Annotated in this window: 14 protein-coding genes; 7 read left to right on the top strand and 7 right to left on the bottom strand. The window is 69.7% G+C overall.

Going from position 1 to position 24,582, the window contains the following annotated elements:
- The first annotated feature begins 156 nt into the window (after nt 1-156).
- Both ACZ5Y0_RS30700 and ACZ5Y0_RS30695 read left to right on the top strand, forming a co-directional pair.
- Nucleotides 157-3,396, top strand: a complete 3,240-nt coding sequence (locus tag ACZ5Y0_RS30700) for a non-ribosomal peptide synthetase (RefSeq protein WP_469131934.1) — start codon at nt 157-159, stop codon at nt 3,394-3,396.
- Nucleotides 3,393-5,132, top strand: a complete 1,740-nt coding sequence (locus ACZ5Y0_RS30695) for a beta-ketoacyl synthase N-terminal-like domain-containing protein (protein ID WP_469131933.1) — start codon at nt 3,393-3,395, stop codon at nt 5,130-5,132. Before ACZ5Y0_RS30700 ends, ACZ5Y0_RS30695 begins: the two co-directional genes overlap by 4 nt.
- Before the next feature lie 81 nt (nt 5,133-5,213).
- On the opposite strand, the gene ACZ5Y0_RS30690 is transcribed toward ACZ5Y0_RS30695, so the two are convergent.
- Nucleotides 5,214-5,975 (bottom strand): thioesterase II family protein, encoded by a 762-nt coding sequence (locus ACZ5Y0_RS30690; protein WP_469132005.1) that lies wholly within the window; start codon nt 5,973-5,975, stop codon nt 5,214-5,216.
- A gap of 156 nt (nt 5,976-6,131) precedes the next feature.
- Here ACZ5Y0_RS30690 and ACZ5Y0_RS30685 point away from each other — a divergent pair, with 156 nt between their 5' ends.
- The 5 genes from ACZ5Y0_RS30685 to dpgC all read left to right on the top strand — a co-directional run bounded on the left by ACZ5Y0_RS30685 (nt 6,132) and on the right by dpgC (nt 12,402).
- The gene (locus ACZ5Y0_RS30685) at nt 6,132-6,344 is read left to right on the top strand and encodes an MbtH family protein (protein WP_469131932.1); all 213 of its coding nucleotides are present in this window, start codon (nt 6,132-6,134) and stop codon (nt 6,342-6,344) included.
- Nucleotides 6,345-6,617: 273 nt separating this feature from the next.
- Nucleotides 6,618-9,044, top strand: coding sequence for an ATP-binding protein (locus tag ACZ5Y0_RS30680; protein ID WP_469131931.1), 2,427 nt, complete (start codon nt 6,618-6,620; stop codon nt 9,042-9,044).
- A gap of 188 nt (nt 9,045-9,232) precedes the next feature.
- On the top strand, nt 9,233-10,318 hold the full coding sequence (gene dpgA / locus ACZ5Y0_RS30675; protein ID WP_469131930.1) for a 3,5-dihydroxyphenylacetyl-CoA synthase DpgA: 1,086 nt from the start codon (nt 9,233-9,235) through the stop codon (nt 10,316-10,318).
- A 78-nt stretch (nt 10,319-10,396) separates the two neighbouring features.
- Complete coding sequence (gene dpgB / locus ACZ5Y0_RS30670) at nt 10,397-11,083, top strand: enoyl-CoA-hydratase DpgB (RefSeq protein ID WP_469131929.1); 687 nt, start codon at nt 10,397-10,399, stop codon at nt 11,081-11,083.
- Nucleotides 11,084-11,103: 20 nt separating this feature from the next.
- A complete protein-coding gene (dpgC, locus tag ACZ5Y0_RS30665; RefSeq protein ID WP_469131928.1) occupies nt 11,104-12,402 on the top strand; it encodes a (3,5-dihydroxyphenyl)acetyl-CoA 1,2-dioxygenase DpgC in 1,299 nt (432 codons plus the stop codon).
- A 76-nt stretch (nt 12,403-12,478) separates the two neighbouring features.
- On the opposite strand, the gene ACZ5Y0_RS30660 is transcribed toward dpgC, so the two are convergent.
- The 6 genes from ACZ5Y0_RS30660 to ACZ5Y0_RS30635 all read right to left on the bottom strand — a co-directional run bounded on the left by ACZ5Y0_RS30660 (nt 12,479) and on the right by ACZ5Y0_RS30635 (nt 24,442).
- A complete protein-coding gene (locus ACZ5Y0_RS30660) occupies nt 12,479-13,777 on the bottom strand; it encodes an aminotransferase-like domain-containing protein (protein WP_469131927.1) in 1,299 nt (432 codons plus the stop codon).
- A 106-nt stretch (nt 13,778-13,883) separates the two neighbouring features.
- On the bottom strand, nt 13,884-16,262 hold the full coding sequence (locus tag ACZ5Y0_RS30655; protein ID WP_469131926.1) for an ATP-binding protein: 2,379 nt from the start codon (nt 16,260-16,262) through the stop codon (nt 13,884-13,886).
- 277 nt (nt 16,263-16,539) lie between these two features.
- On the bottom strand, nt 16,540-17,022 hold the full coding sequence (locus ACZ5Y0_RS30650; protein ID WP_469131925.1) for a hypothetical protein: 483 nt from the start codon (nt 17,020-17,022) through the stop codon (nt 16,540-16,542).
- A 342-nt stretch (nt 17,023-17,364) separates the two neighbouring features.
- Nucleotides 17,365-18,399, bottom strand: a complete 1,035-nt coding sequence (locus ACZ5Y0_RS30645) for a LuxR C-terminal-related transcriptional regulator (protein WP_469131924.1) — start codon at nt 18,397-18,399, stop codon at nt 17,365-17,367.
- 203 nt (nt 18,400-18,602) lie between these two features.
- On the bottom strand, nt 18,603-18,860 hold the full coding sequence (locus ACZ5Y0_RS30640) for a response regulator transcription factor (protein WP_469131923.1): 258 nt from the start codon (nt 18,858-18,860) through the stop codon (nt 18,603-18,605).
- Nucleotides 18,861-19,642: 782 nt separating this feature from the next.
- Nucleotides 19,643-24,442: a class I SAM-dependent methyltransferase gene (locus ACZ5Y0_RS30635; RefSeq protein WP_469131922.1), complete on the bottom strand. Its 4,800-nt coding sequence runs from the start codon at nt 24,440-24,442 to the stop codon at nt 19,643-19,645.
- Nucleotides 24,443-24,582: the final 140 nt, after the last annotated feature.

Below are 24,582 nucleotides of genomic sequence, written 5' to 3'. Positions count from 1 at the left end.
CCCCTGCCCTCGACGGCGAGGCGTCCGACAGCGACCCCACGCCCGCCGACCGCGCAGTCCTCCCCCACTACCAGATCCCGCCCACGAGAACCGCACTTCGCATCGCGGTGGCCGCCGAGACCCTGCTCGCGTCGTTCCCGCCCCGGGAGAATAAACATGATCCACGAGTTGCCCCTGTCACCGGCTCAGGAAGGGTTGCTGGCGCTGGACCGCCCGCGTTCCCCCTCCGGGCAGACCAACGTCCCTGTCGGCTTCCGCGTGCGCGGCCCGTTCGACACCGAGGCGTTCCTCCGTGCCGTGGACACGCTGGTGGCCCGGCACGAGGCCCTGCGCACCGTCTTCCCCGCTTCGGACCGCGGCCCGGTGCAGGTGGTCGTGCCCGTCGTCTCCGGGCGCGCCGACGCCGTCGTCGAGCAGGACGTGCCCGCCGCCCATGTGCGTGAGCGGATACAGACCGCGGCGGCACGCCCTTTCGACACCACGACGGGCCCGCTGCTGCGCACCACCGTGTACCAGGTCGACGACGGCAGCACCTGGGTGCTGCTGGCCGCCCACCACATGGTGTGCGACGGCTGGTCGTGGCAGGTGCTGCTGGGCGAACTGGCCGCCGCCTACGCCGCGTACACGGCCGGCGCGGCCTGGGACCCGCCCGAACCGGCAGTGCACTACGGCGACTTCGCCCTCTGGGATCGCGAATGGCGGGACTCGGGGGGCTACGCCGAGGCCGTGGCGTTCTGGGCGGACGAGCTGCGCGGGGCGCCGCCCACCCTTGTGATTCCCGCCGATCGGCTGCCTCCGCCCCAGCGCACCACTGCCGGAGGCGTGGAGTCCTTCATCCTCGGCCCCGAGGTGACTTCCCGCCTCGACCGGGTGTCACACGAGCACCGGTGCACGCCGTTCATGACGTTGTTCGCCGCGTTCACCGCGTTCCTCGGCCGGCTCTGCGCAACGGAGGACCTGGTCGTGGGCGTGCCCGCGCCCGGACGTGAACGGTCGGAGGTGCAGGGCGTCGTGGGCCCGCTCACCACCATGCTCGCCGTACGCGGCGACCTGTCGGGCGACCCCACCTTCGCCGAACTGATGCGGCGGGTGCGGACGCGGTCGCTGGCGGGGCAGGCCTACCGGGACGCGCCGTACAACGCGGTGGTCGAGGCGGTGGCCCCCGGTCGGGACGCCGCGCGGGAGCCATTCGTCCAGGTGACGTTCTCCTACGATGACACGCAGCCGTCCTTCGTCGTCCCCGGAGCTGAGGTGCGGCCGGTGCCCCTCCTCCTGCCGACGGCCAGGTTCGACCTGGCGTTGCATGTGGAGCGACGGGGTGAGGAGCTGTCGGCGCGGTTCACCTACTCGACCGACGTGCTGGAGGCGGCCACCGTACGGCAGTGGGCCTCCGCCTTCTCCGCCCTTGTGGAAGACATGCTCGACGGTCCGGACAGGCCCGTGGCAGCCGTACGCGTACTTGACGACCGCGAGCACGAACAGCTGCTGCTGGCCGCGGACCGCACCCGTGAGGCGGTGCTCGAACCCCCGGTCACGGACCTGATCGCCGCGCGGACCGAGGAGCGCCCCGACGCGGTGGCCGTCACCGACGGAACGACGACGCTGACCTACCGACAGCTCCTCGATGAGGCCGACGCCCTGGCGGCGCGCCTGCGGGCGGCGGGCGTCGGTCCCGAGGTGCCGGTCGGCCTGCTGCTGCCCCGTACCGTCCACATGTGCGTGGCGGCGCTCGCCGTACTCCGGGCGGGCGGCGCGTACGTCCCCCTGGATCCGGGCAATCCACCATCCCGGCTCGCCTACATGGCCGAGAACTCGGGGATGCGGCTGGTGCTGGCCGCCGCGGAGACGGCGGCACTCGCGACCGAGCTGGCCGTGCCGGTCGTGCGGGCTGACGTGCCCGGCCCCGCGGAGCCCTTCGAGCCCGCCGCCGTGGCCCCCGCCCAACTGGCATACGTCGTCTACACGTCCGGATCCACCGGGACGCCCAAGGGAATCGCCGTCGAGCACCGGGCACTGACCAACCTCAGCCTGGCGGTACGCCCGACCTTCGCGGTCAGGCCCGACGACCGGGTACTGCAGTACGTCAACTTCGGTTTCGACGCCGCCGTGTCCGACCTCTTCTTCACGTGGGCGGCCGGCGCCGAGTTGCACATCGCGAGCGCCGAGGAACGACTCGGAGGGGATCTGCTGGCGCGGCTGAGGGAGTCCCGGATCACCTACGCCGTGCTGCCCCCCGCCGCCGCCCTCTCGATTCCCGGTCCCGGCGACGGGCTGCCCGGGCTGCGCACCCTCGCGGTGGGCGGGGAGCCGTGCCCTCCCGAGCTCGTGACACGCTGGGCCGCTCCGGGGCGCAGGGTCCTCAACGTGTACGGCCCGACCGAGGCCACCGTGTACGCCACCACGGCCGAGCTGGCGCCGAACGAACCCGTCGTGCTGGGTCGCCCGGTGGGCGGCACGAGGGTCATGGTGCTGGACGACCGGCTGTGTCCGGCGCCGCCGGGGGTGACCGGCGACATCTACGTCGCAGGCGCGTCCCTGAGCCGTGGATACGTGAACCGGACGGCCATGACAGCGGAACGTTTCGTACCGAACCCCTTCGGTCCGCCGGGTTCGCGCATGTACCGCACCGGTGACCGGGGCAAGCACGACGCCAACGGCGTCCTGCACTACCTCGGCCGAGTCGATGCCCAGGTGAAGGTGCGCGGCTTCCGTATCGAGCCGGGCGAGGTCGAGAACGCCCTGGCGGCTCACCCCGGCGTCGTGATGGCGGCGGCCACGGTTCGCGGCACGGGCGCCGACCGCCATCTGGTCGCATATGTCGTGCACGCGCCCGGCTGCCGCCCTCCGGTCGGGGAGCTGCGGGCTCATCTCGCTGAGCGGCTGCCCGCGTACATGGTCCCGGAGCGCTTCGTGTACACCGGCGAGCTGCCGCTGAACCGCTCCGGAAAGATCGATCGCGCACGGCTCCCCGAGCTCTCCGCCGACGAGCCCACGCACGACGAACACGGCACCCGGCCGGCGACAGCGACCGAACGCCAGGTGGCCGAGGTGTGGGCCCGGGTGCTCCGGCGCGACCGGATCGGCACCCACGACAACTTCTTCGACGTGGGGGGCAACTCGCTCAAGTCCGTCGCCGTCCTGGCAGCCCTGCGCGAAGAGACGGCGGCCGATGCCGGCGACCGCCTGGTCCTCACAGACCTCTTCCGATATCCGACAGTCGCCACGATGGCGGCCCACTTGGACAAGCTCCTCGGCACGGCCGGCCCGGGTACGACGAACGACGACGAAGCGGCCGCCCAGGCCGAGGCGCGCCAGCGTGGACGGAGCCGCCGCGCACGCGCGGCCACGCTCCGTGGTGTCCGGATGCCCAACGAACCGAAAGACAGGACGCGATGACCCAGCACTCCTCGTACGGCCCCAACGCCGTCGCCATCATCGGCCTCAACGGCCGCTTCCCAGGCGCTCCCGACCTCGACCGGTATTGGGAGAACCTGCGGGACGGCGTGTGCTCCCTGACGGACTTCGGCGAAGCGGAGCTGCTGGCCGCCGGGGTCCCGGCCGAGCAGCTCCGGCGTTCCGGGTACGTGCCCACCAAGGGCTGGCTCGCCGATGCCGACCGCTTCGACCACGCCCGGTTCCGGTTCACCCGGGCCGAGGCCGCCGTACTGGACCCGCAGCACCGGCTGCTGCTGGAGACCGCGTGGTCGGCCCTGCTGGACGCCGCCTACGACCCGGACAAGCCGCCCGGCCGAACCGGCGTCTTCGCCGGAGGCAGCATCACCGAGCACATGTTCGCCGCGCAGACGACCGGCAAGCTCGCCGAATCCATGGGTGACCTGCAGGTACGTATCCTCACCGACCGTGAGTTCCTCGCCCCCTGGATCTCGTACCGGCTCGGGCTCGACGGGCCCAGCATCGCGGTGCAGACGGCCTGTTCCACCTCGCTGACCGCCGTCCACCTGGCAGTGCAGGCACTGCTGCTGGGCGAATGCGACACGGCGCTGGCGGGCGGGGTGGCCGTGGACACCGTGGACCCGCGCGGATACCGCTATCAGCAAGGGGGGATCTACTCGCCGGACGGGCGATGCCGCCCGTTCGGCGAGGACGCGGCGGGCACGGTTCCCGGCAACGGCGTCGGCATGGTCGTGCTGCGGCGTCTCGAGGACGCCCTCGCCGACGGAGACCCCATCCGGGCGGTGATTCGCGGCACGGCGGTGACCAACGACGGCGCGGGCAAGATAGGTTTCACCGCGCCAGGCATCCAGGGCCAGACGGCGGCCATCACCGAGGCGTGGGCGACCGCGGGACTCGAGCCGGAACAGGCGCACTACCTCGAGGCGCACGGCACGGGCACGGAGCTGGGAGACCGGGTGGAGATCGCCGCCGCCGCGGCGGCGTTCGGCTCGGCAGGTAAGGGCCGGATCGCACTTGGTTCCGTCAAAGCGAACATCGGGCACCTGGACGCGGCGGCCGGTATCGCGCAGCTGGCCAAGACGACGCTCATGCTGGAGAAGCGCCGGCTTGTTCCGATTCCTGGGGTGACCCGTCCTCACCCTGAACTGGGACTGGACGACTCACCGTTCCGTCTGGTGCTGGAGACGTCCGACTGGAGGGCCTCGCACGATGGCGAGCCGCTCCGGGCGGGCGTGACCTCGGTGGGTATCGGCGGCACGAACGTGCACGTGGTGCTGGAGGAGGCCTCGCGGTCATGGCGGGCGGCCAGGAGCCGTGCGACCCATGTGTTCACCGGGGACGCCTTGGGGGCGTTGCGACTGCCGGTCCCGGCCGACGTGTCGCCGCACGAACAGGGCGGCGACGGTCCACAGGGCACCGACGCTCAGGAAGCGGACGCCTCCTTGGAGCGGTCCCTGGCACGTCTCGTCATCGACACACTGGCTCTCAGCGGCCCCCAGGATCTGCAGCAGTCGTACATCGGCGTCGGCGGCGACTCCCTCGGCGCGGTGCATCTGCTGGGCCGGATACGTGACGAGTACGCCATCGACGTTCCGATCACCCGCTTCCTCGACGACCTGCCGTTGAACGAGGTGTTGCGGCAGATCGCGGCGGACGCCACGGAGAACCTGCTCGACGACCTGATCGATCAGGTCGAGGGCCGAGATCTGAGTGCGTGAACCGCCTGTGCGGGGCGGCGAGACGCCTGCCCCGCACCGGTGACCCCCCGCGCCGCACTCGTGCGACCGGGGGGCCTTCGCCTACAGGCTGCCGTGCCGGCCGGCACCTTGCGCGGGGGCGTCGGCGATGGCCGACGTGATCGCGTCGCCGACTCCGGTCACGTGGTCGTTCAGGTAGAAGTGACCGCCTTCGAACACGTGGCTGGCGAACCCCGCCTCGGTCTCGCGCCCCCAGGCCCCGGCGCCCTCCACAGAGGCTCTCGGGTCGTCGTCGCCGACCAACGCCACCACCGGGCAGCTCAACAGCGTTCCGGGACGGTGCGCGTGGGCGAACAGCATGCGGTAGTCGGCGCGCAGTGGGGGAAGGACGAGTTCCAGCAGCTCCGGATTCTGGAACAGTTCGTCGTCCGTGCCGGTCAGCAGCCGCATCTCGGCCAGCAGCTCGGCGTCGGAGGGGTCATGTGTCCAAGGCGGCGGCACCGGACTCGCCGGACCTTGCCTGCCCGACACGAACAGCGCTTCGGGTGCGCTGCCCCGCTCCTGCAACAGCCTGGCTGTCTCGTACGCGATGACCGCTCCCATGCTGTGTCCGAACAGCGCCAGCGGTCGTGCCGGGTCTGCGGGAATCTCGGCCAGCACGGCCTCGATCACGTCCGCGACACGCTCGGAGAACGGCTCCAGGAGGCGGTCGTGGCGGCCCGGGTACTGCACCACATAGGGCTCCACCGGGCCCGCGACCGCGGCCGACAGATCGTGATAGGCGCTGGCCGCGCCGCCCGCATGGGGGAAGCACAGCAGGCGTACCGGAGCGTCGGGGGCGGGATGGAACCGCCGTATCCACATGTTCACGCGAGAACTCTAGTCGGCGGAGGGCCGGTTGGAAGTAGGCAGGGCGAGATACATGTGAAGTCAGGTGGTCGGTTTCCGGCGATTCCCGCGACGCGACCGCCGTAACTGTGGTCATCGCTGATGTCCTGCGTGTGGCGCTTCGGCAGACTCATGTGCATGAACCCCTTCGATGATCCTGACGGTGAGTTCCTCGTATTGGTCAACGACGAGGGACAGCATTCGCTGTGGCCTCACTTCATCGACGTGCCCGACGGGTGGAACGTGGTCCACGGCCGCGCCGGTCGTTCCGCCTGTCTGGAGTACATCGAGGAGAACTGGACTGACCTGCGGCCCAGGAGTCTGGTCGAGGCGATGGGCGGCTGACTGTCCACGAGCGCCGCGTGACCGGCCCTCGATGAGACCTCGGCTTCGCCGAGTTCGTCATCGAGGGCCGCCGCACGCGGGCCCGGACTGCCGCGCGGCGGCATGCCTCCGTCCGCACTCGGTACTCCGGTGGCGGTGCCCGGTCCGCGGTGCAGTCCGATCCCCTACGCCGTGTCGGTGCACCGCTCATACGTGTCGGCGTGAGCCGTCGTGCCGCATGGGGCCGAAGTATCCGCGCAGTGCCGCGGTTGATCTGAGCCCAGGAGGATGCCCGTGCCCCCAGAGTCGCGGTGCGAGAGCTGCGACACGCAGCTCGTCGGCTCGGCGGTACGGACCGGAACCTCGCGTTCGCTGCGTTACTGCTCGAACGCCTGCCGCCAGCAGGCCTATCGGCTGCGCAGGAAGGCGCAGTCCCTGCCGACGCAGCTTCCCGTCGGGCTGAGCGCGCATGTGAGCAGCTTCCATGGCCGCGCCGACAACCTGCTCGCCGTCGGTCGGCTCGCCGGTTCCTCCCGCTTACTGACGATCGTGGGGGAACCCGGCGTCGGTAAAACCCGACTGGCCGTCGAGATGATGAAACGCCCACCCCGGTCAAGGGTGGCTTCGGCGATGTTCCATTTCGACGTCGGGGTGCTCGGCGACGACGAGTCCCTGGCGGCGGGGATCGCCGCCACCGCCGGTCTGCCCGAAGGCACCGGCGGCCCGCCGCCGTCCGTTCGGTCGGTGATCGAGGCCTTCGGCTCACAGCACGAGGTGCAGCTCATCCTCGACAACTGCGAACACCGCTTGGACGAGTGCGGAGAACTGCTCGCGGTGCTGCTCCCCCAGTGCCCTCGCCTGCGTGTGCTTGCCACCAGCCGCGAGCTGCTGCGCCTCCCCGGAGAGGTGGTGTACTCGCTGCACGGCCTGCCCGCCCTGGCGGATGACGACGACGGTGCCGCCCGTCGGCTCTTCCTCGACCGGGCCCGTGCGGTACGCCCTGACCTCGAGCACACCGGCTGGGACCTGGGCGTCATCGACGAGATCTGCGCCCGGGTGGACGGCAATCCGCTGGCCCTCGAACTGGCGGCGGGGCTCAGCCGTGTGCTGTCACCGGCGGAGATCCTCGAAGGACTGACCGACCGCTTCACCCTGCTGAGCACCGGATGGCGCACCGCCGACCCGCGCCACCGCAGCCTGCACGCCGCCATCGACTGGAGCTATCAGCGGCTCGATCCGGACGAACGCGCGGTGCTCAGCCGTTTATCGTCGCTCCCCGGGAGTTTCGGGCTCGACACGGCGGCGGCCGTCGCCTCCGGCGAACCCGCCTCACCGGGCGCGTCCTTCGCCGTGCTGCCGGTCCTTCGCCGGCTGGAGGCCCGGTCACTGCTGATCGCGGAACGCGGTGCCGCGGACGGCACCCGGTTCCGCATGACGGAGTCGACGCGCCTCTTCGCGCGTGGCCGGAGGGACGACGACAGGGGACGCCGGGAAGCCGAGGACAGCCTGGTCGGTGCCCTGGCGGCCCTCGCGGCCCCGCTCGGTGACGCCGTCGTCCCGCCCAGGACACACATGTCCCGGCTCGTCCAGGAACGCGACAACGTGCTGGAAGCGGTGCAGTTGCTGGACGGGAGGGCCGACGAGCGCAGGTTGGCTCTCGCGCTCGCCGTGCTCGCGATCGAGGAAGCCGGCGGAGAGGAACTGGACGGGCGCCGCGCGCTCACCAGCGCCCTGCGGGACGCCCCGCCCGAAAGCCCGCACCGCGGTGCCGCACTGGCCGTCGCCGCCGTCCTGGCCAGTGAAGCGGGCCAGATGTCGGTGGCCGCGAAGCTGGCCGAGGACGCCCTTGTGACGGCACGGCAGAGCGGCGACGACCGCGGCATCGCCCGAGGTCTGCGGGCACGCGCGGCGGTCAGCGCCTACGCCGGCGAACTGTCGTCGGCCGTCGCCGACATCGCCTGCGCACTGCGCGTCAGCCGTCGTCTGGGGGACGAGGAGGCGCAGCTGCGCTGCAGTTCGGAGCTCGGCTGGTACCTGCTGGGCCGTGGCGATGTCGACGCGGCGGCCGAGGCCGTCGCCGCGGGAATGGAGCACATGCCGCCGAAGATGGGTGACTCGTCGCACGCTGCCGGGCTGCTGTACACGGCAGGGGCCGTCGAACTGCGGCGCGGCGACATGAGCACTGCCCGCCATCACTTCACCGGCGGACTGGCGGTGGCCGGCTCCGGCAGGAGGGGTGTCCCCTGGGGGCTGGAAGGGGTGGCGGCGGTCGCAGGGGCTTCCCGGCAGTCGGAACGGGGTCTGCGGCTGCTCGGAGCGGCCGAGGTGTTGCGGGAACGGGCGGAAAACCGGGCCCCGTCCTGGTGGCGGCAGGTGATCGCGCAGACACGTACGGATGGCGAACGAAACCTGTCCCGGGCGCGGGCGGCGTCGGCGTACCGGGCAGGGCGGTCGATGTCGGCCCAGCGGGCCGTCGCCTACGCGCTGGACGGCTGCACCGCCGCCCCGGACGGGCCCGGTGCCGCAATGACCGGACGCGAAAGGCAAGTCGCCGACCTCGTCGCGAAAGGTATGTCGAACCGCGAGATAGCCGCACGGCTCAATATCTCGGTGCGCACCGTCGAAACACATACGCGCAGTATCCGGGACCGGTTCGGGCTGCGTTCGCGGTCACACCTGGCGGCGTGGTCCGCCTCCCGAGCGGGCAGCCCGGTGACGTAACTGTGCGGACTCCGCCGATGACACCTGTGGCGCGCATGCCGCAGTCTTACCGCGATTGCCCAGGAGGGCACACCCGTAGGGAGCTCATGGACACCCGCGTTCCATGGAAATGCTGCCCCGCCGCGATGGGAGGCTGACCAGCGTTGAGTACCGTGTTCGCCGCTTCTGTTGGACCAGAGGATGATGTCGTGCCGAGTCGGCATGGCGGTTCCCTCCCCGAACGGGCCGTGCCCTCGGTCCTGGGAGTGGGTACTTCCGTCCCTGGCCGCGCCTACACGCAGGACGAGGTCCTCGAATACTTCGGCATCACCGATCCGCGGATCCGCTCGGTCTTCGCGAACAGCGGTATCGACAGCCGGCACCTCATTCTCCCCTCACTCGACGAGCAGGGAAGGCCCGTCACCGAGACCCAGGGTGAACTGCTGCGCAAACATGCCGTTCAGGGAATTGCCATGGGGGCCGACGCCCTGCGTTCATGCCTGACGGAATCGCGGCTGTCGCTGGACGACGTCGGCTATCTGTGCTGCGTGTCCACCACGGGTCTGCTCACACCCGGATTTAGCGCCCTGCTGATCAAGGAGCTGGGGATGGGAGTGGACACCAGCAGACTCGACGTCGTGGGCATGGGGTGCAACGCCGGCCTCAACGCTCTCAACGCCGTGGCCGGCTGGAGCGCGGCCAATCCGGGGCGAGTGGCGCTCATGGTGTGCATCGAAGTCTGCTCGGCGGCCTACGTCTTCGACGGCACCATGCGTACGTCCGTGGTCAACAGCCTGTTCGGTGACGGGGCGGCCGCCGTCGCCCTGACCACGGACGGGTCGGGGGACGGAGCGGGTCCTGAGCTGTTGAAGTTCACCAGTCACATCGTTCCCGAGGCGTCCACGGCGATGCGCTACGACTGGGACGACTCCGCCGGGAAGTTCAGCTTCTTCCTCGACCCGGACGTGCCGTACGTCGTAGGGGCCAACGCCGAGACCGCGGTCGACAGGCTGCTCACCGGAACCGGTCTGCGGCGCAGCGACATCGCCCACTGGGTGGTTCACTCGGGCGGCAAGAAGGTCATCGACTCCGTGCAGGTCAATCTCGGCATCGCCCGCCATGACCTGCGCCATACCACCGGCGTCCTACGCGATCACGGCAACCTCTCCAGCGGGTCCTTCCTCTTCTCGTACGACCGGCTGGTGCGCGAGGGCGTGGCGCGACCGGGCGACTTCGGGATTCTCATGACGATGGGTCCCGGGTCCACCATCGAGACCGCCCTGGTGCGCTTCTGACGATGGCGCGGAGTCGCCCGGTCCTGCCTGCGGCGCCTGCACATCCCTGATCCCAGCATCCCAAGAGGAGTACACATCATGTCTACTGCCACCTACGCGCAAAACGTCGTGGAAGCCGTCATCGACCTGTCCCAAGCGCTGTCACCGGGCCTGGTCGCGGAGGTCACCGACGCCTGTGACCGGGCGGAGGACGCGCACGGCGACTGCGTCGTCGTACTCCGGCTGACCGGGACGGCGACCGTTCCCGCCTCGTGGCCCGGAGACGTCCGGGTGCGCCTCGTCAGCAAGTGGGAGAACGCCTTGCGGCGGCTCGAGCGCCTCAACGTCCTCACCGTCGGCATCGGCCTGGGCACGTGCAACCAGGCCGCGCTGGAGGTGCTCCTCGCGACCGACCACCGCATCGCCGGACCCGGCATGGTCCTCGACCTGAGCACCGGGCCCGACGGCATGTGGCCGGGGATGGCACTGCACCGGCTGGTGCACCAGGCCGGCATGGGCGTCGCCCGCCGTCTGGTGTCCTTCCCCGGTGAGGTCGACGTAACAGGTCTGCTGACCGCCGGGATCATCGACGAGGCCGCGGAGGACGTGGACCACGCCCTCGCCGATGTCCTCAAGCGCGCGGCGCGGTCCGCCGGCACCGAGGTGGCCCTGCGCCGCCGGCTGCTGCTCGACGACGTCACCACGCCCTTCGAGACGGCCCTCGGCCTTCATCTGGCCGCCTGCGACCGAGCCCTGCGCCACGCCACGACGGGAGAGGGACGGTGACCGGGCCGATCGTGCCCGCGATGAAGCGACGCCCGGCCGAGCCACTCGATTTCACCGGTGTGTTCGACACCGACCGCGACCTCGCCACATCCCGTTTCCAGGATTCGGACGAAGTCCTGGCCGCGCTGCCGCCACGATCGCGACGCAGCGACGCGGAGGAGGAGCTGGCACGCATCACCCACCAATCGGCGCGCCGGGCTCGGACGGAGTTCCTGGAGCTGCACGCCGATCGGGTGTACGACGAGCTGACCGACGGCCGCACGAAGCATCCCCGTCTGGCGGAAGTGGCGTGGGCCGTGGGCCGGGACTTCCCGGGACTCGCGCCGTCCGCGCGGCAACTGGCCGACGAGGCGGAGCGTTCCCAGGCCGACAAGGAGGGACGTGAGATCGACCAGGGCATCCTCTTCCGCGCCCTGCTGCGTTCGCCCCGAGCCGGCCACCACCTCATGGAGTCGATGCTGCGTCCGACCGCGCGTGCTGAGGAGCTGCTGCCGGCGTTCCGGCGCACGGGCCAGGTGGTCCTCGAAGCGGCTCGGCTGGAACGCCGGGGCACGGCCGGATTCGTGACCATCACCAACGAGCGCTGTCTCAACGCCGAGGACAACCAGCATGTCGCCGATCTGGAGACTCTGGTCGATCTCGTACTGCTCGACCCTCAGGTGGATGTCGGCGTCCTCAGGGGCGGTGTCATGACCCACCCCCGGTACGCCGGCCGGCGGATCTTCAGCGCCGGGATCAACCTCAAGGAACTGCGGGCAGGGAACATCTCCTTCGTCGAGTTCCTGTTGGGCCGGGAACTCGGTTACATCAGCAAGCTGATGCGGGGACTCCTCGTGCCGCACGCCCCCTGGCCGGGCGCGCCCGTGCAGAAGCCCTGGCTCGCCGTGGTGGACGGGTTCGCCATCGGCGGTGGGGCGCAGATCCTGCTCGCCTGCGACCGGGTCCTTGCGGCGAGCGACGCCTATTTCAGCCTTCCCGCCGCCAAGGAAGGCATTGTGCCTGGGTTGGCCAACCTGCGGCTGACCCGGTTCCTCGGCGCCCGCCAGGCGCGCCGGGTCATCCTGTGGGGCCGCCGCATCGAGGCCGAGGACCCCGAGGCCGGCCTGGTCTTCGACGAGGTCGTCGCCCCGGAAGCCGTTGACGCCGCGGTCGCGGAGTCGGTCGCCGCGCTGGCCAACCCCGCCGTGACGGCCAACCGCTCCATGCTGAACCTGGCCGAGGAGCCGGCCGAGGCGTTCCGCGCGTACGTGGCCGAGTTCGCGTTGCAGCAGGCGCTGCGCGCCTACAGCCCCGACGTCCTTGCCAAACTGGAGCGCTGACTCCCAGGGATGGTCACGGCCGTCCCGCTGCCCCGGTTGTTCGGATCAGGGTGGCGGAACGGCCGTTTCGACGAGGTCACCGGGGGGCGAGGCAGCCTTGTTCATCGACGAGGCCGGCCAGGCGGTCGAGACCGGTCTCGATGGTCTCGGGAGTCAGCAGACTGCATGAAAGCCGCAGCTGGTGACGGCCGCCCTCGGTCCCCGAGTAGAAGTGGCCCATCGGTGTCCACAGCACGCGGTGATCGCGCGCCGAGTGTTCCAGCAGGGCGTCGTCCGTACGAAAGGGCACGGTGAGGACGATGAAGAATCCGCCGCTCGGTGTCGTCCAGGTGACCGGGGCGCCGGCTACCTGAGGGAAGCGCGCCCGCAGCCCCGTCAGCACCAGATCACGGTTGCGCCGGTAGATCGCCGACAGCTCCGCGTTCGCTTTGGCCAAGCTGAAGTCGTTCTCCAGCAGCTGCCCGGCGATCACTGCCTGGGTGAGCGGTGACGTGTTGACCGTGACCATGCTCTTTATCTTCGCCAACTCGTCCGCGAAGTAGCCCGAGCGACCGTCTTCCGCGGTCACCCGCTGGTTCGCCACCGCGAAACCCATGCGCGCGCCGGGAAAGGCAGTTTTCGCGAACGAGCCGATGTAGACGACCCGCTGTTGACCGTCCATGGACTTGAGGGTCGGCAGCCGTTCCCCGGAGTCTGTGAACTGGCCGTAGGGATTGTCTTCGAGGATGAGCAGGTCCTCTTCCGCGGCGACCGCCAGGAGCTGACGCCGCGAGGCCATGTCCATGGAGATGCCCGTCGGATTGGCGCAGTCCGGACTCAGGTACAGGCATCGGGGCCGCAGGCCGCTGTCGCGCGCCGCCCGCAGACGATCGTGCAGATCGGTGAAGTCGATACCACCCGGCCCGCCGGTCACCGGCAGCACCGGCATCCCTACCAGTCGTGCGGCCCCGCTGAAGCCCATGTAGGTGGGTGCCACGGCCAGCGCCACGTCGTGTTCGTCACGGCGCAGCGCCCGCAGGACCAGGAACATCGCCTCCTGCGCCCCGACCGTCACCACGATCGACTCCGGATCGACCTCAGTGCCTTCGTCGACCGCCAGGTAGCGGGCGATCAGGCCATGTGTCAGCCCTTTCGTACGCCCGTACTGGAAAAAGGTCCGGACGATGTCACGCTCGCTGTAGCCGAGTTCCGAGGACAAGTACTCCCGGTACTTCCCCAGACAGCGGTCGAGGTCGGCCATGGCGAAGAAGTCCTCGCAGGGTCGGCCGGCGGCGAAGGAGATGGCATCGGGGTAGCGGGTGGCCACCTCGTTCAGGAAGTTGACAGAATCAAGTAGGGGATCGCTCAACATCGCGTTGAGATCCGAAAGCTCCATTCGGCTGAGTATTCGCCGGACGACACCACGGGCAATCAGCGGTCACCGCCGTTACGCACGGCGCTGCCGCGAGTCGCACGGAGCCCGTCTCGCTGTCCGGGCCGAGTCAGATCGCAGTCGGCCACGCCCCCCGCGAGGGCTCGGTTCCCGGGGTCGCCGGTTCCAGGACGAATCGGGTCTGGGCGGCCCACGCGGCTATGTGGGAGCGCGAGCGCAGACCGAGGGTGTCGCGGACGTTGCGCACGTGTGTCTCCACCGTGCGGACGGAGAGGTGCATACGGGAGGCAATCTGACGATTCGTCAGCCCCTCCACCAGCAACGTGACCACGTCCCGTTCGCGCGGGCTCAGGGGGCCGCTGTCGACCGAGCGCGCGGTGGGGCCGGGCTCGGGTGCGTCCCCCGAGGCGTAGGCCACCACCTGGTCCCAGTCGAGGGCGCGCCCGAAAGCCAGTGCCCGCTCGGCGCGCGCGGAAAGGGCCTCCGTCGCGGTCGTCCGGGCAGCCGCCAGACGTTGACGCCACCAGACATGCGCACGCCATCCGTAGGTGCCGGAATGATCGATGCGCTCCGCCGCCCCGATGAGGTGTAGCCCGCGTTCGAACTGGAAGCACCGAATGGCCACGACGGCCAGCCCTTCGATCAGGCCGGCCGTGACGGCGGGGGCCGCCTCGGCGGAACGCAGGAACTGAGTGAAGTACTTCCCTGCCTCCGTGAAGTCGGCCCGTTCCACGGCTACGGCTCCCGCGGTGGTGCTGAGATCGCAGAGCCAATCAGCGGACGCGTCGGCCCGAAGGGAGGGCAGCACCTCGTCGACCAGGCGTTCGGCTTCCGCCGGCCTGCCGGAGGTCAGGCGAAGCCTGGCGAGTTGACCCATGCCCACGGCGAGCATCAGGTCGTCACCCATCAGTTCACTCAGGCTGATGCACTCCAGCAGGGCCTTCTCGGCTTCCACCTCATCAGCCAAACGTTCCCTTGTGAGACTCAGCCGCAGAAGCAGACGGCACAGGTCCGGCCCAGGTGCCGCGGTGCGTCGGAGGCCGACCGCCTGCTCGGTCAGGCGCAGCGCCTTGCTGTGCTCGCCCCGCGAGGCGGCCAGTACAGCTTGGGCCTCAAGGGCGAGCCCTCGGTGGGACGGCGAGGCGTCTGTGTGACTGACCGCGCCGTGGACCAGGCGGGTCGCGTCCGTGTCGGGACTCAGGGTCGTCTCCACGGCCATCAGCGCGCCGGCCAGGAGTAGTCGCCGCTCGTCGACGTGACTGCTCGGTCTGCTGAGAACGGCTCGCAGACAGTCGAGTTCCGCTCGCACCGAGCGCACCGAGCCGATGGGCGCGACAGCCGTCCGCCGGAACGGACTGACCTTGTCCACCAACCACTGCGTCAGCCCGTCGTAGGCGTCTTCCCCCTCCCGGCAATCCAGGAGGCGTTCGTACGAGTACGCCCGGACGAGTTCCAACATGTGGAACTTCGTGGTCTCCTCCGCTCGCGCCCCTTCTCGCTTCCTGAGCGGGCGGATGAGGGACTTGGCCTCAAGTCCTGCCAGGAGCTCCGGCACCATGGCAGCCGGTACATCGCTGCGCGCTGTGACCGCTGCCGCGGCGCCCACTCCGAAGCCGTCGGGAAGGATCGAGAGCCTGCGGAACAGCCGCTGCTCCATGGGGCTGAGCAGGTCGTAGCTCCAGCCGACAGCAGCCCTCCAGTTGCGCTGACGGGCGGGCGCCGTACGCCAGCCGCTGATCAGGAGTGACAGCGGGTCGTCCAGGCGACGCCGGAGCTCGGACAGCGGGAACGCGCGGACCAGTTGGGCGGCGAGTTCGATGGCCAGAGGAAGGCCCGCCAACCGCTCACAGACGGCGCTGATGTCCGCGGCGTTCTGCTGGGTGAGCGTGAAGTCCGGTACCACCGCCTGTGCTCGGTCGACGAAGAGGCGAACCGCGTCCGACCGCAGGTGTTCGGTGACCGACAGGCGATTGTCGCGGTCGGCGAGCGGAAGACCGTTCACGGCGTAGACCGTCTCGCCCGGTATCCGCAGTGGCTCACGGCTGGTGGCAAGCACCTGAAGTCCGGGGAACCGGGACAGGAGTCGGCCTATCACGGCCCCGCACTCGTCGATCACATGCTCGCAATTGTCCATCACCAGCAGCCGGCCCGCGAATGCGGTGTCCGAGTCTCCGAACTTCGCCAGCAGGCCGGCGAAATCGTTCGGAGCGTCCAGCGCCGCGGCGACCTGATGCTGCACCGGCTCCATGCCGGCCACATTTCCGAGCTCCGCGACCGCGATGTCCCGGCGGCTGCCGCGCTGCTCCTTCCTGGCCGTTTCGACGGCCAACCGCGTTTTTCCCGTGCCCGCGACGCCGGTCAGGGTAACCAGACGGGACGCACGAAGCAGACGGCTGATCTCCACCATCTCGTCGACACGGCCGACGAAACTGCTCAGGTGGGTCAGCAGGTCACCGGATGTCAGCGGTAAGAAGGTGCTGTACCGCACGCGTTGCCGGTAGGCACGCTGCCGACAGGCGTTCGAGCAGTAGCGTGCGGGCGAAGACAGAGCCGGCTTCGCAGCCGCATGCTTCACCGCACCACACATGGCGCACGACGACGGTGCGTCAGGCGGCTGAGTCATGGAGAACACCTCCCACATCAGGAACGCGGGGGCATCACAGATCCGTGATCTGCGGCCCTCGACCGAGGTCGTCATACGAACGCGAACGCTTGGCCCATGCGGCCACCGCCTCTCGGGCCGGGAAGCCGGCCGACCGGGGCGGTCAGTTGTCGAGGGCGAGCTCCATGAGGAGTGCGGCACTGTGCTGTCCGGCCAGAACGCAGCTGAAACCGGGTGGTATGTACAGCACTTCACCCGTCAATATGCGGTACCGGAACCGGTCCACCTCTCCTAACTCACCGTCACCGAGCGTCCGTGTCCGGACCTCCAAAGCGCCTCTCAGCATCACCGCCAAGGTGTCCAGGGTGATGTGCCGTTCCTCTTCCATGTGGCCGGCACGGACCGTGCGGTGCCTGACGTTGACACGCCGACCCACCAGCTCACCCAGTGTCCGTGCGACGAACTGGGGAACTCCTCCGGCGGACGGCTCCGTCCGGTCGTGAGCCGCCACGAGGGCCTGGACGACCGAGGCCTCCCCCTGCGGCCAGACCACGGCTGGACTGCGACCGCCGTGGATACCGAAGGACAGTACGATGTCTTCGAGGAAGCCTTCCACATCCGAATGGAATGCCGTCAATGCGTCCATGCACGTCTCCTCACCAGGTCCCGGACGCGCAGAGACACCGGGTCGGCTCCTCCGGGGAACGCGCTCCCTCAACAGCGGCCGACACCTTCCCACTCGTCCAGATCGGGTCGTCCGGTCAGCGGACGTGTCGCGGCGCTGCGTCCCCCACCCGCGCGGAGCAGGCACATGCGCGGATTGCTCGTACGGATGGGACGACTGGCTCTCCCCGGCGCTTGGCGCCGGAACGTTCCTTCGGAACGGTGCCGTGCGGCAGGGAGGACGGTTTCGCCCCGGTCATCAGGTATCTGGCGGACACTCGCACCCGCCGAGGCAACTCTCGTGCAGCCCAGCAGGTCACGCAAGTCACGACTCCTCGGTACCGGACGCTGACGGCCGACGCAGTAACGGCGCTCTCGCCGTGAGCACGCCCGCCTGGAAACGGCTCTCCGCCCCCAGGCTGTCCATGATGTCGGCGATATGCCGGCGGGCCGTGCGAAGCGACATGCCCAGACGGCGGGCGATCGCTTCGTCCTTCAGACCGGCCGCCAGCAGGTCCACGATGGTCTGGTGGATCTCCTTCGCCACGCGTTCGAGACCGTCCCGCGCGGCGTCGGAGAATGGAGTGGCCCGGACCCAGGACTGCTCGAAGATGGTGTAGAGGTAGTGCACGATGTTGGGCTCGGTGATGACGACCGCTCCCCAGCTCTCCATTCTGTCCGGCAGGAAGGCGGTCCTGCGGTCAAAAATGATCAAGCGACCGAAAAGCTCGTACGAGGTGCGGTACTCGGCGCCGAGGGCCGTGGCCGCGGCGACATATGCCTGACTGGGACCATTGAACCTGGCGGTGTGATGGTAGAGCGTCCGCATCCTCACTCCCCGTGACAGCAGTTCGTGGTCGCGGCCCAGGGCTTCCTGCATCGCTTCCGGCTTTCGGCCGGTCCCACCGGGCTGACTGCTGACCACTTCTTCCCGGCACTCGGCCGACGCCCTGTTCAGGGCCGCACGCGTTTCCTCCAGCGTCGGAATGACCTCGACGAGAGCGTCCCGGTTCCCCGGCCTGCGGCTGAGAAAGCGGTCACGCAGCCGGTCGACGCTGCGGTGAATCTGTTCCAGCTGCTCCGTCTGGCGGTTGACCGACTCCCTCAACGACGCTGTCAACGTGGTGACCACGGCGTCGGGGTCCACGACCATGACCTTGCCGGGCCTCGACTCGTCGGTCCGGGTCAGACCGAGACCGCTCAACCGCTTGAGCGCTGCGGCCACTCGCTCGGGATGGAGGCCGAGTTCAGAAGCAGCCTGGTCGACGTCTCCGGTTCCTCCGTCGACGATCCATCCGTACAAGAGGATGTCGTCGTCTTCGATGGCCGGCTGATCAAGCTCCCCATTCGGATGCTCCATTGGCTCATTGTCGGTCTAAGCAGGTAGGAGTCGGCGACAAACGGAACGTGATTTTCTACACGTGTGTGGATCCGAGGGCGTCCCGGTGAAAGGTTCAGGGCCGCGGCGTCCACGCCGGACACGTGAACACGGCGACCACCGCTCACGGCGCCGTGCCGGCCGCCCGTGCTCCACCGATGCCGCGCGGTGGGCGAGGGCGGCTGTTACACCTCGTCGCCCGACCAAGCGCCGAATTCCTCCGCCGCTGGTTCAAAAATGCCCAATTTGATGGCAAGGATGAGCAGTTGCGTACGGTTGGTCACTCTGGCCTTGCTTCGGATCCGCCGGATATGAGTGTCCACAGTGTACGGACTGATACCCAGCTCCCGCGCGATGGCCTCATAGGTCTGACCCCTGCACATGCGCACGAGGACTTCGCGTTCCCTGGGGGTGAAGGACGGTCGGACGTTCTCCGAAGGCATGACGACCTTTGCAAGTAGGCGATGGATCCGGCCATGGCGCAGGTCCGGCCGGTGCGGTCAACGGCCTCCAGGAGTGAAGCCGTAGCTGCACAGCCCGGTACCCCGCTCCGCGGCACCTCGGGACGCGGCTTGTGACGGTGGTGAGCTCTCCTGGTCGTGCCGTCGACACGCGGCCAGCGTGCCCCGCGTCCGATACCAGCGTCTGAGGCGCGGTCGGCGAACACCAGGGCGCAAGCACGTCAGTTAAGTGTTTGGCATGAGAAGGAGCCGGCCCCATAGCAGACAAAGGTGACACTTTGTGCGCCGGTCAGCGGCCGGAGCCCCTCGGGCCCGTGGCCGACCGGCATCTCGGCGACGCGGCCACGCGATGTTCGCGTGCCGCACCCCGCATGCGGCACGGGCGGGCCCGCCAGGCGGACCCGCCCGTGCCGTGGCACTGCAGCCCGCTTCCGGTGAGACAGCGGTGCGTTTCCATCTGGTGCCACTCGAGGAAGCCCCTTTGCGGCGTTTCGGCGCGGGTCGGCGCGCGTCACGCGACCGTCGTTCCACTGGCCTGGGCGCATGCCCCGACGCCATGACGTACCCGCCCCGGCATGGACGTCGTCAAGCAGACGAGCCGTGGCCCCCCGTCGCTTCCCCAGGCGGGGAGGCGTGCTGAGGGACCCGGCTCGTGAGGCTGAACATCCAAGGCCACCCCCGCCGCCGAGATCGCGTCGGGGGTGGCCGAGGTCGCGTTGTCCGGATGGTCCGGCAGGTCAGTGCGCGCGTCGCCGCGCCCAGCGTCAGAATTCCAGGCGCACCCTCGGACGCGGCTTCAGCGCCGGTCGGACGGCGTCTATCGCGGTGAGTCTGTCGACGAGCCCGGCGACGGTGGGGGCGTCGAACAGGGCCCGCAGGTCGCACTGGGCGTCGAGTTCCGTCCGGATGCGGCTCAACAGACGCGTGGCCAGCAAGGAATGCCCGCCCAACGCGAAGAAGTCGTCGTCGATACTGACCCCCGGCACGCCGAGGATCTCGGTGAAGAGGGCGCAGAGCACCTTCTCCCGGTCGTCGCGCGGCTCTCGACCGCCGTCGACGCTCGACAGGGTGGGGGCGGGCAGCGCGTCCCGGTCGAGCTTGCCGTTGCCGGTCAGCGGCAGCCGCTCGAGCGGGATGATCGCGGCCGGCAGCATGTAGTCGGGCAGAGTCTCGGCCAGCGCGAGGCGCAACGCGTCGGGCGCAGGCTCCGCGGCACCGTCCACAGGCACCACGTAAGCGACGAGATACGTGTTCCCGGCGTCCTGACGCAGCACGACGGTGGCCTGGCCGACGCCGGGCTGTGCGAGCAGCGCCGCGCTGACCTCGGACGGCTCCACCCTGAACCCGCGCACCTTCACCTGGTCGTCGGCGCGGCCCACGAATTCCAGGTTGCCGTCGTGACGCCAGCGTCCCAGGTCTCCGGTCCGGTACATCCGACTGCCGTCAGGACCGGCCACGAAGCGCTCCGCGGTCAGAGCGGGCTGACCGAGGTAACCGCGGGCGAGCCCGGAACCGGCCACGTACACCTCGCCCGGTACACCGACCGGTACCTTCTGCAGTCGACGGTCGAGCACGTACACCTGAGTGTTGTCCATGGGCACCCCCACCGGTACGGTGGCCGGCACCGGGTCTCCCGACCGCATGGGGTACCAGGTGGAGATGACGGTGGTTTCCGTCGCGCCATAGGCGTTGGCCACTACGGCGTCCGGTCCGGTGGCGAGCAGTTTGCGTACGCCAGCCGGGGAGATCACGTCACCGCCGGACCAGGCGAGTCCCAGCTGCCCCATCGCGGCGGTGGCCTCCTCCGCCAGCACGTTGAACAGGGCCGCCGCGAACACCGCCGATGACGCCCGGCCGGCGACGGCGCTCATCGCGTCCACGTCCAGCATCCCCGGCGGTGCCACTTCCACCCGCCCCCCGGACAGCAGGGGCAGCCACAGCTCGTAGGTCGACGGGTCGAACGCGTGGGGCGAGTGCATCAGCGTCGCCTGCCGGTCCTGCGGACGCCAGCGCTGGTCGGCCGCGAAGGCCGCGACATTGCTGTGGCTCACTCCGACGCCCTTGGGCACGCCCGTCGAGCCCGAGGTGTACATCACGTACAGCAGTTGGTCGGGGTGCACCTCGACGTCCGGACGGAGGTCCGGCAGCCCCGCCCGTTCGTCCAGGTCGTCCGCGACCACCACCGGCACATCGCTTCCGGCCACCAGCGAGTGGTCGAGCGAAGCCCGGTCGGTCAGGAGGACCGGGGCGCCGGTGTCGGTCAGGACCCATCGCATGCGCGCGACAGGGAAGCCCGTGGGCAGGGGCACGTAGTAGCCCCCGGCCTTGAGGACCGCCAGGATCGAGACGACCAGCGCCGCCGACCTCTCCTGGAGCATCACCACAGGCCGCTCGGGCCGCACCCCCCTCTCGATCAGGACGTGCGCCAACCGGTTCGCCCGTGCGTCCAGCTCCGCATAGGTGAGCGTGCCGTCCGACGACACCAGCGCCGGCGCTTCAGGCGTGCGGTCCACCTGCTCCTCGAAGAGCCGGGTCACGGACGCCGAGGGAAGCGGCGCGACCGGTCCGTTCGAGAAGCGCATGAGCTGTGCCCGGTCGGAGTCCGACAGGAAGTCGAGCTGTCCCACGCGCGCGTGGGGATCGGCCGCTGCCGCCGAAAGCAGCCTCAGCAGCCTGGTGCCGAGGGCCTCCGCGGTGCCCTGGTCGAACAGGTCCGTCGCGAAGATGATCCGCCCGTCCAGACCGATCGAGCGTCCGGCCGGGTCGAGCCGTTCGACGAACTCGAAGTTCAGGTCGAACTGCGTCGCCGTGAACCCGGTTGAACGCGGCTCCACCTGAACGCCGGTGAACACGGGTTCCGCGTACTCGGCGTTCTGCACGGACAGCACCACCTGGCACAACGGATGCCGCGCCAGCGAGCGGGTGGGGGCGAGGGTGTCGACCAGGCTCTCGAAGGGGGCATCCTGGTGCTCGAAGGCCGCCAGCCCGGCTTCTCGTACGCGGTCGAGCAGCTCTGCGAAGGTCGGGTCGTCTGTCACGTCGGTGCGCAGCACCAGTGTGTTGACGAAGAACCCGACCAGATCGTCGAGAGCCTCGTCGGTACGCCCGGCGATCGGGCTGCCGATCGGGACGTCGTCGCCGCCGCCGAGCCGGGACACGAGGACCGCCAGCCCGGCTTGGAGGAGCATGAACATCGTCACCCCGCGCTCGGCCGCCAGCTTCGTCAGCCGGGCGTACAGCTCGGGTGGCACCGAGAGGTCGGCCAGTGCGCCGCGATGGCTGGCCACAGCCGGTCGCGGACGGTCCCGGGGCAGGGTCAGCTCGTCGGGCAGTCCTGCCAGTTGCTGCGACCAGTACGCGAGCTGCCTGCTCACGACACTGTCCGGATCGTCCGGGTCACCCAGCAGGTCCTGCTGCCAGAGCACGTAGTCCGAGTACTGCACAGGCAACGGCTCCCAATCGGGTGCCCGGCCTGCACACCGGTGCTCGTAGGCCTGCGAGAGGTCCTGCCACAACGGCTTCATCGACCACCCGTCGGTGGCGATGTGGTGCAGCGTGACGACCAGCACGTGCTCATCGGGGTTCAGCTTGATCAGTGTCATGCGCAGCGGCAGGTCCACTGTCAGGTCGAAGACGTACGCCGCGGCCACAAGCACGGCCTGATCCAGCCCCTCCGGGGCGGCCTCCACCACGTGCAGCCGTGGATCCACCGACTCCGGGTCGAGGACGAGCTGGCGCGGCCGGCCGTCCACGGAGGGATACAGCGTACGCAGGCTCTCATGCCGGACCACGACGTCCCGCAGCGCCGCCGCCAGGGCGGCGACGTCCAGCTCGCCGGTCAGCCGCAGCGCCACCGGAACGTTGTAGGTGGTGTTCGGTCCCTCCAACTCGCCCAGGAACCAGAGCCGCTGCTGGGCGTACGACAGGGGCATCTCCTCCGGACGCGGCCGCACCACCACCTCGGGCCGTGCGACGCCGGCGCGTGCCACCCAGGAGGCGATGCCCGCGGCGGTCGGCCTGTCGAAGACCGTGCGGATGGGCACTTCCACGCCCAGCGTCACGCGGATCCGGCTGACGAGGCGGGTGGCCAGCAACGAATGACCGCCCAGCTCGAAGAAGTCGTCCTCGACCCCGACGTCGGGTATACCCAGGATGTCGGCGAACATGGCGCGGAGGATCTCCTCCTGGGGTGTCCTCGCCAGCCGCCCTCCGCTGGAATGCGCTTCCAGCTGGGGCGCGGGCAGCGCCGCTCGGTCGAGCTTGCCGTTCCTGGTGAGCGGCAGTCGGTCCAGGGGCACGAACGCCGCGGGCACCATGTAGCCCGGCAGTCTCACGCCGGCGAACTCCCGCAGGGCCAGTGGCAGCGTGCCCGCGGCCGACGCCGCGTGTGGGTTGGTCGTCCATGCCGACAACGGCGTCGTCGCGTTGGGCGTGGCGGCCGGCAGGTACGCTCCGACCGGTGCCTCGGTGCTCACTCGGTCGGCTCGCACGAACGTGACGTCAGCGGTCTCCAAGGTATCGCCGGACCAGGCGATACCCACCCAGTAACCCAACCGCTGCCCGAGTCGATGGAACGTCTCCAGGTCGTCCGCGGCCCTTTCAGCTGTGGCGTCGTTGTCAGGGGCCTGTCCGTTCCGGATCGCCTCGGCGAGCGCCACCTCACCGGCCACCCGGGTGTTGGGCACTCCGGTGACCCGCAGCACCGCCGGCTGCCCGGTGGTCAGCCGGTGCTCCAGCGCGGCCAGGCCGTCGAGCTCTCGCGACCACTTGGCCTGGGGCGCGTCGGCGAGCGGGAGGAGGGACGCGCCCTGCTTGTACAACGCGACGTCGTACCGGTACCTGGTCAGCTCGTTGTGGTGCTTGCCCCGCTTGATACGGAGATCCACACCAGCCAGATCCGCTTCCCGCTGCTGGAGCGCTGAGAAGAAGTCGGGATCGACCAGCAGTTCCTCCTCCATGACCAGAGCATGTTCGACCTGACGCTTGAGGGCATTCACGTCGGTCGTGTCCTGAGCGCGCCCCGCATGGACCGCGGTGGTGAGCGCCCGGAGGAGCCGCCGGTTGCGGACGTCCCCGACGAACACCGCACCGCCCGGCGTGATGATCTTCATGGCCCACTGAAGGACCTGGTGCAGATAGTCGGCGCTGGGGAAGTACATCGCGACCGAGTTGAGGATCACCGTGTCGAAGTAGCCGTCCGGGATGCCCTGGGTCTCGTGCGCAGCCTGGCTCCGCAGCTCCACCTTGGAGGCGAGCGCGGGATCCTGGTCCACCCAGCGCTGTACTTCCTCGATCACCGACGCGGAGACGTCCGTGCCCCAGTAGGCCTCGCACTGGGGTGCGACCTGGGAGAGCACCAGGCCGGTGCCCACACCGATCTCGAGCACACGGCGAGGGCGGAGCTCCAGAATGCGTGCCACGGTGGCGTCGCGCCACTCGTGCATCTCCTCCAGCGGGATCGGCCGGCCGTCGTAAGTACTGTTCCAGCCGGTGAAGTCGTCGCCGGACGGCGCTGGGGCGGAGTTCGTGTACACCGAGTCGTACAGTCGCTGCCAGTCGTGCACGTGGTTCTGATCGACGGCCCCGTCCGCTTCTTCCACGGCCCCGCCCGGAACGATGTAGGCGACGAGTCGCTGGTCGCCGGGGCGGTCCTCCCGCGCGACGACGACGGCCTGGGCGACACCCGGGTGGCTTTCGAGGACCG

Source organism: Streptomyces sp. NPDC033216, assembly GCF_055577115.1.
The sequence above is the reverse complement of the archived record's forward strand: the minus strand, read 5'-3'. Positions and strand labels throughout refer to the sequence as shown.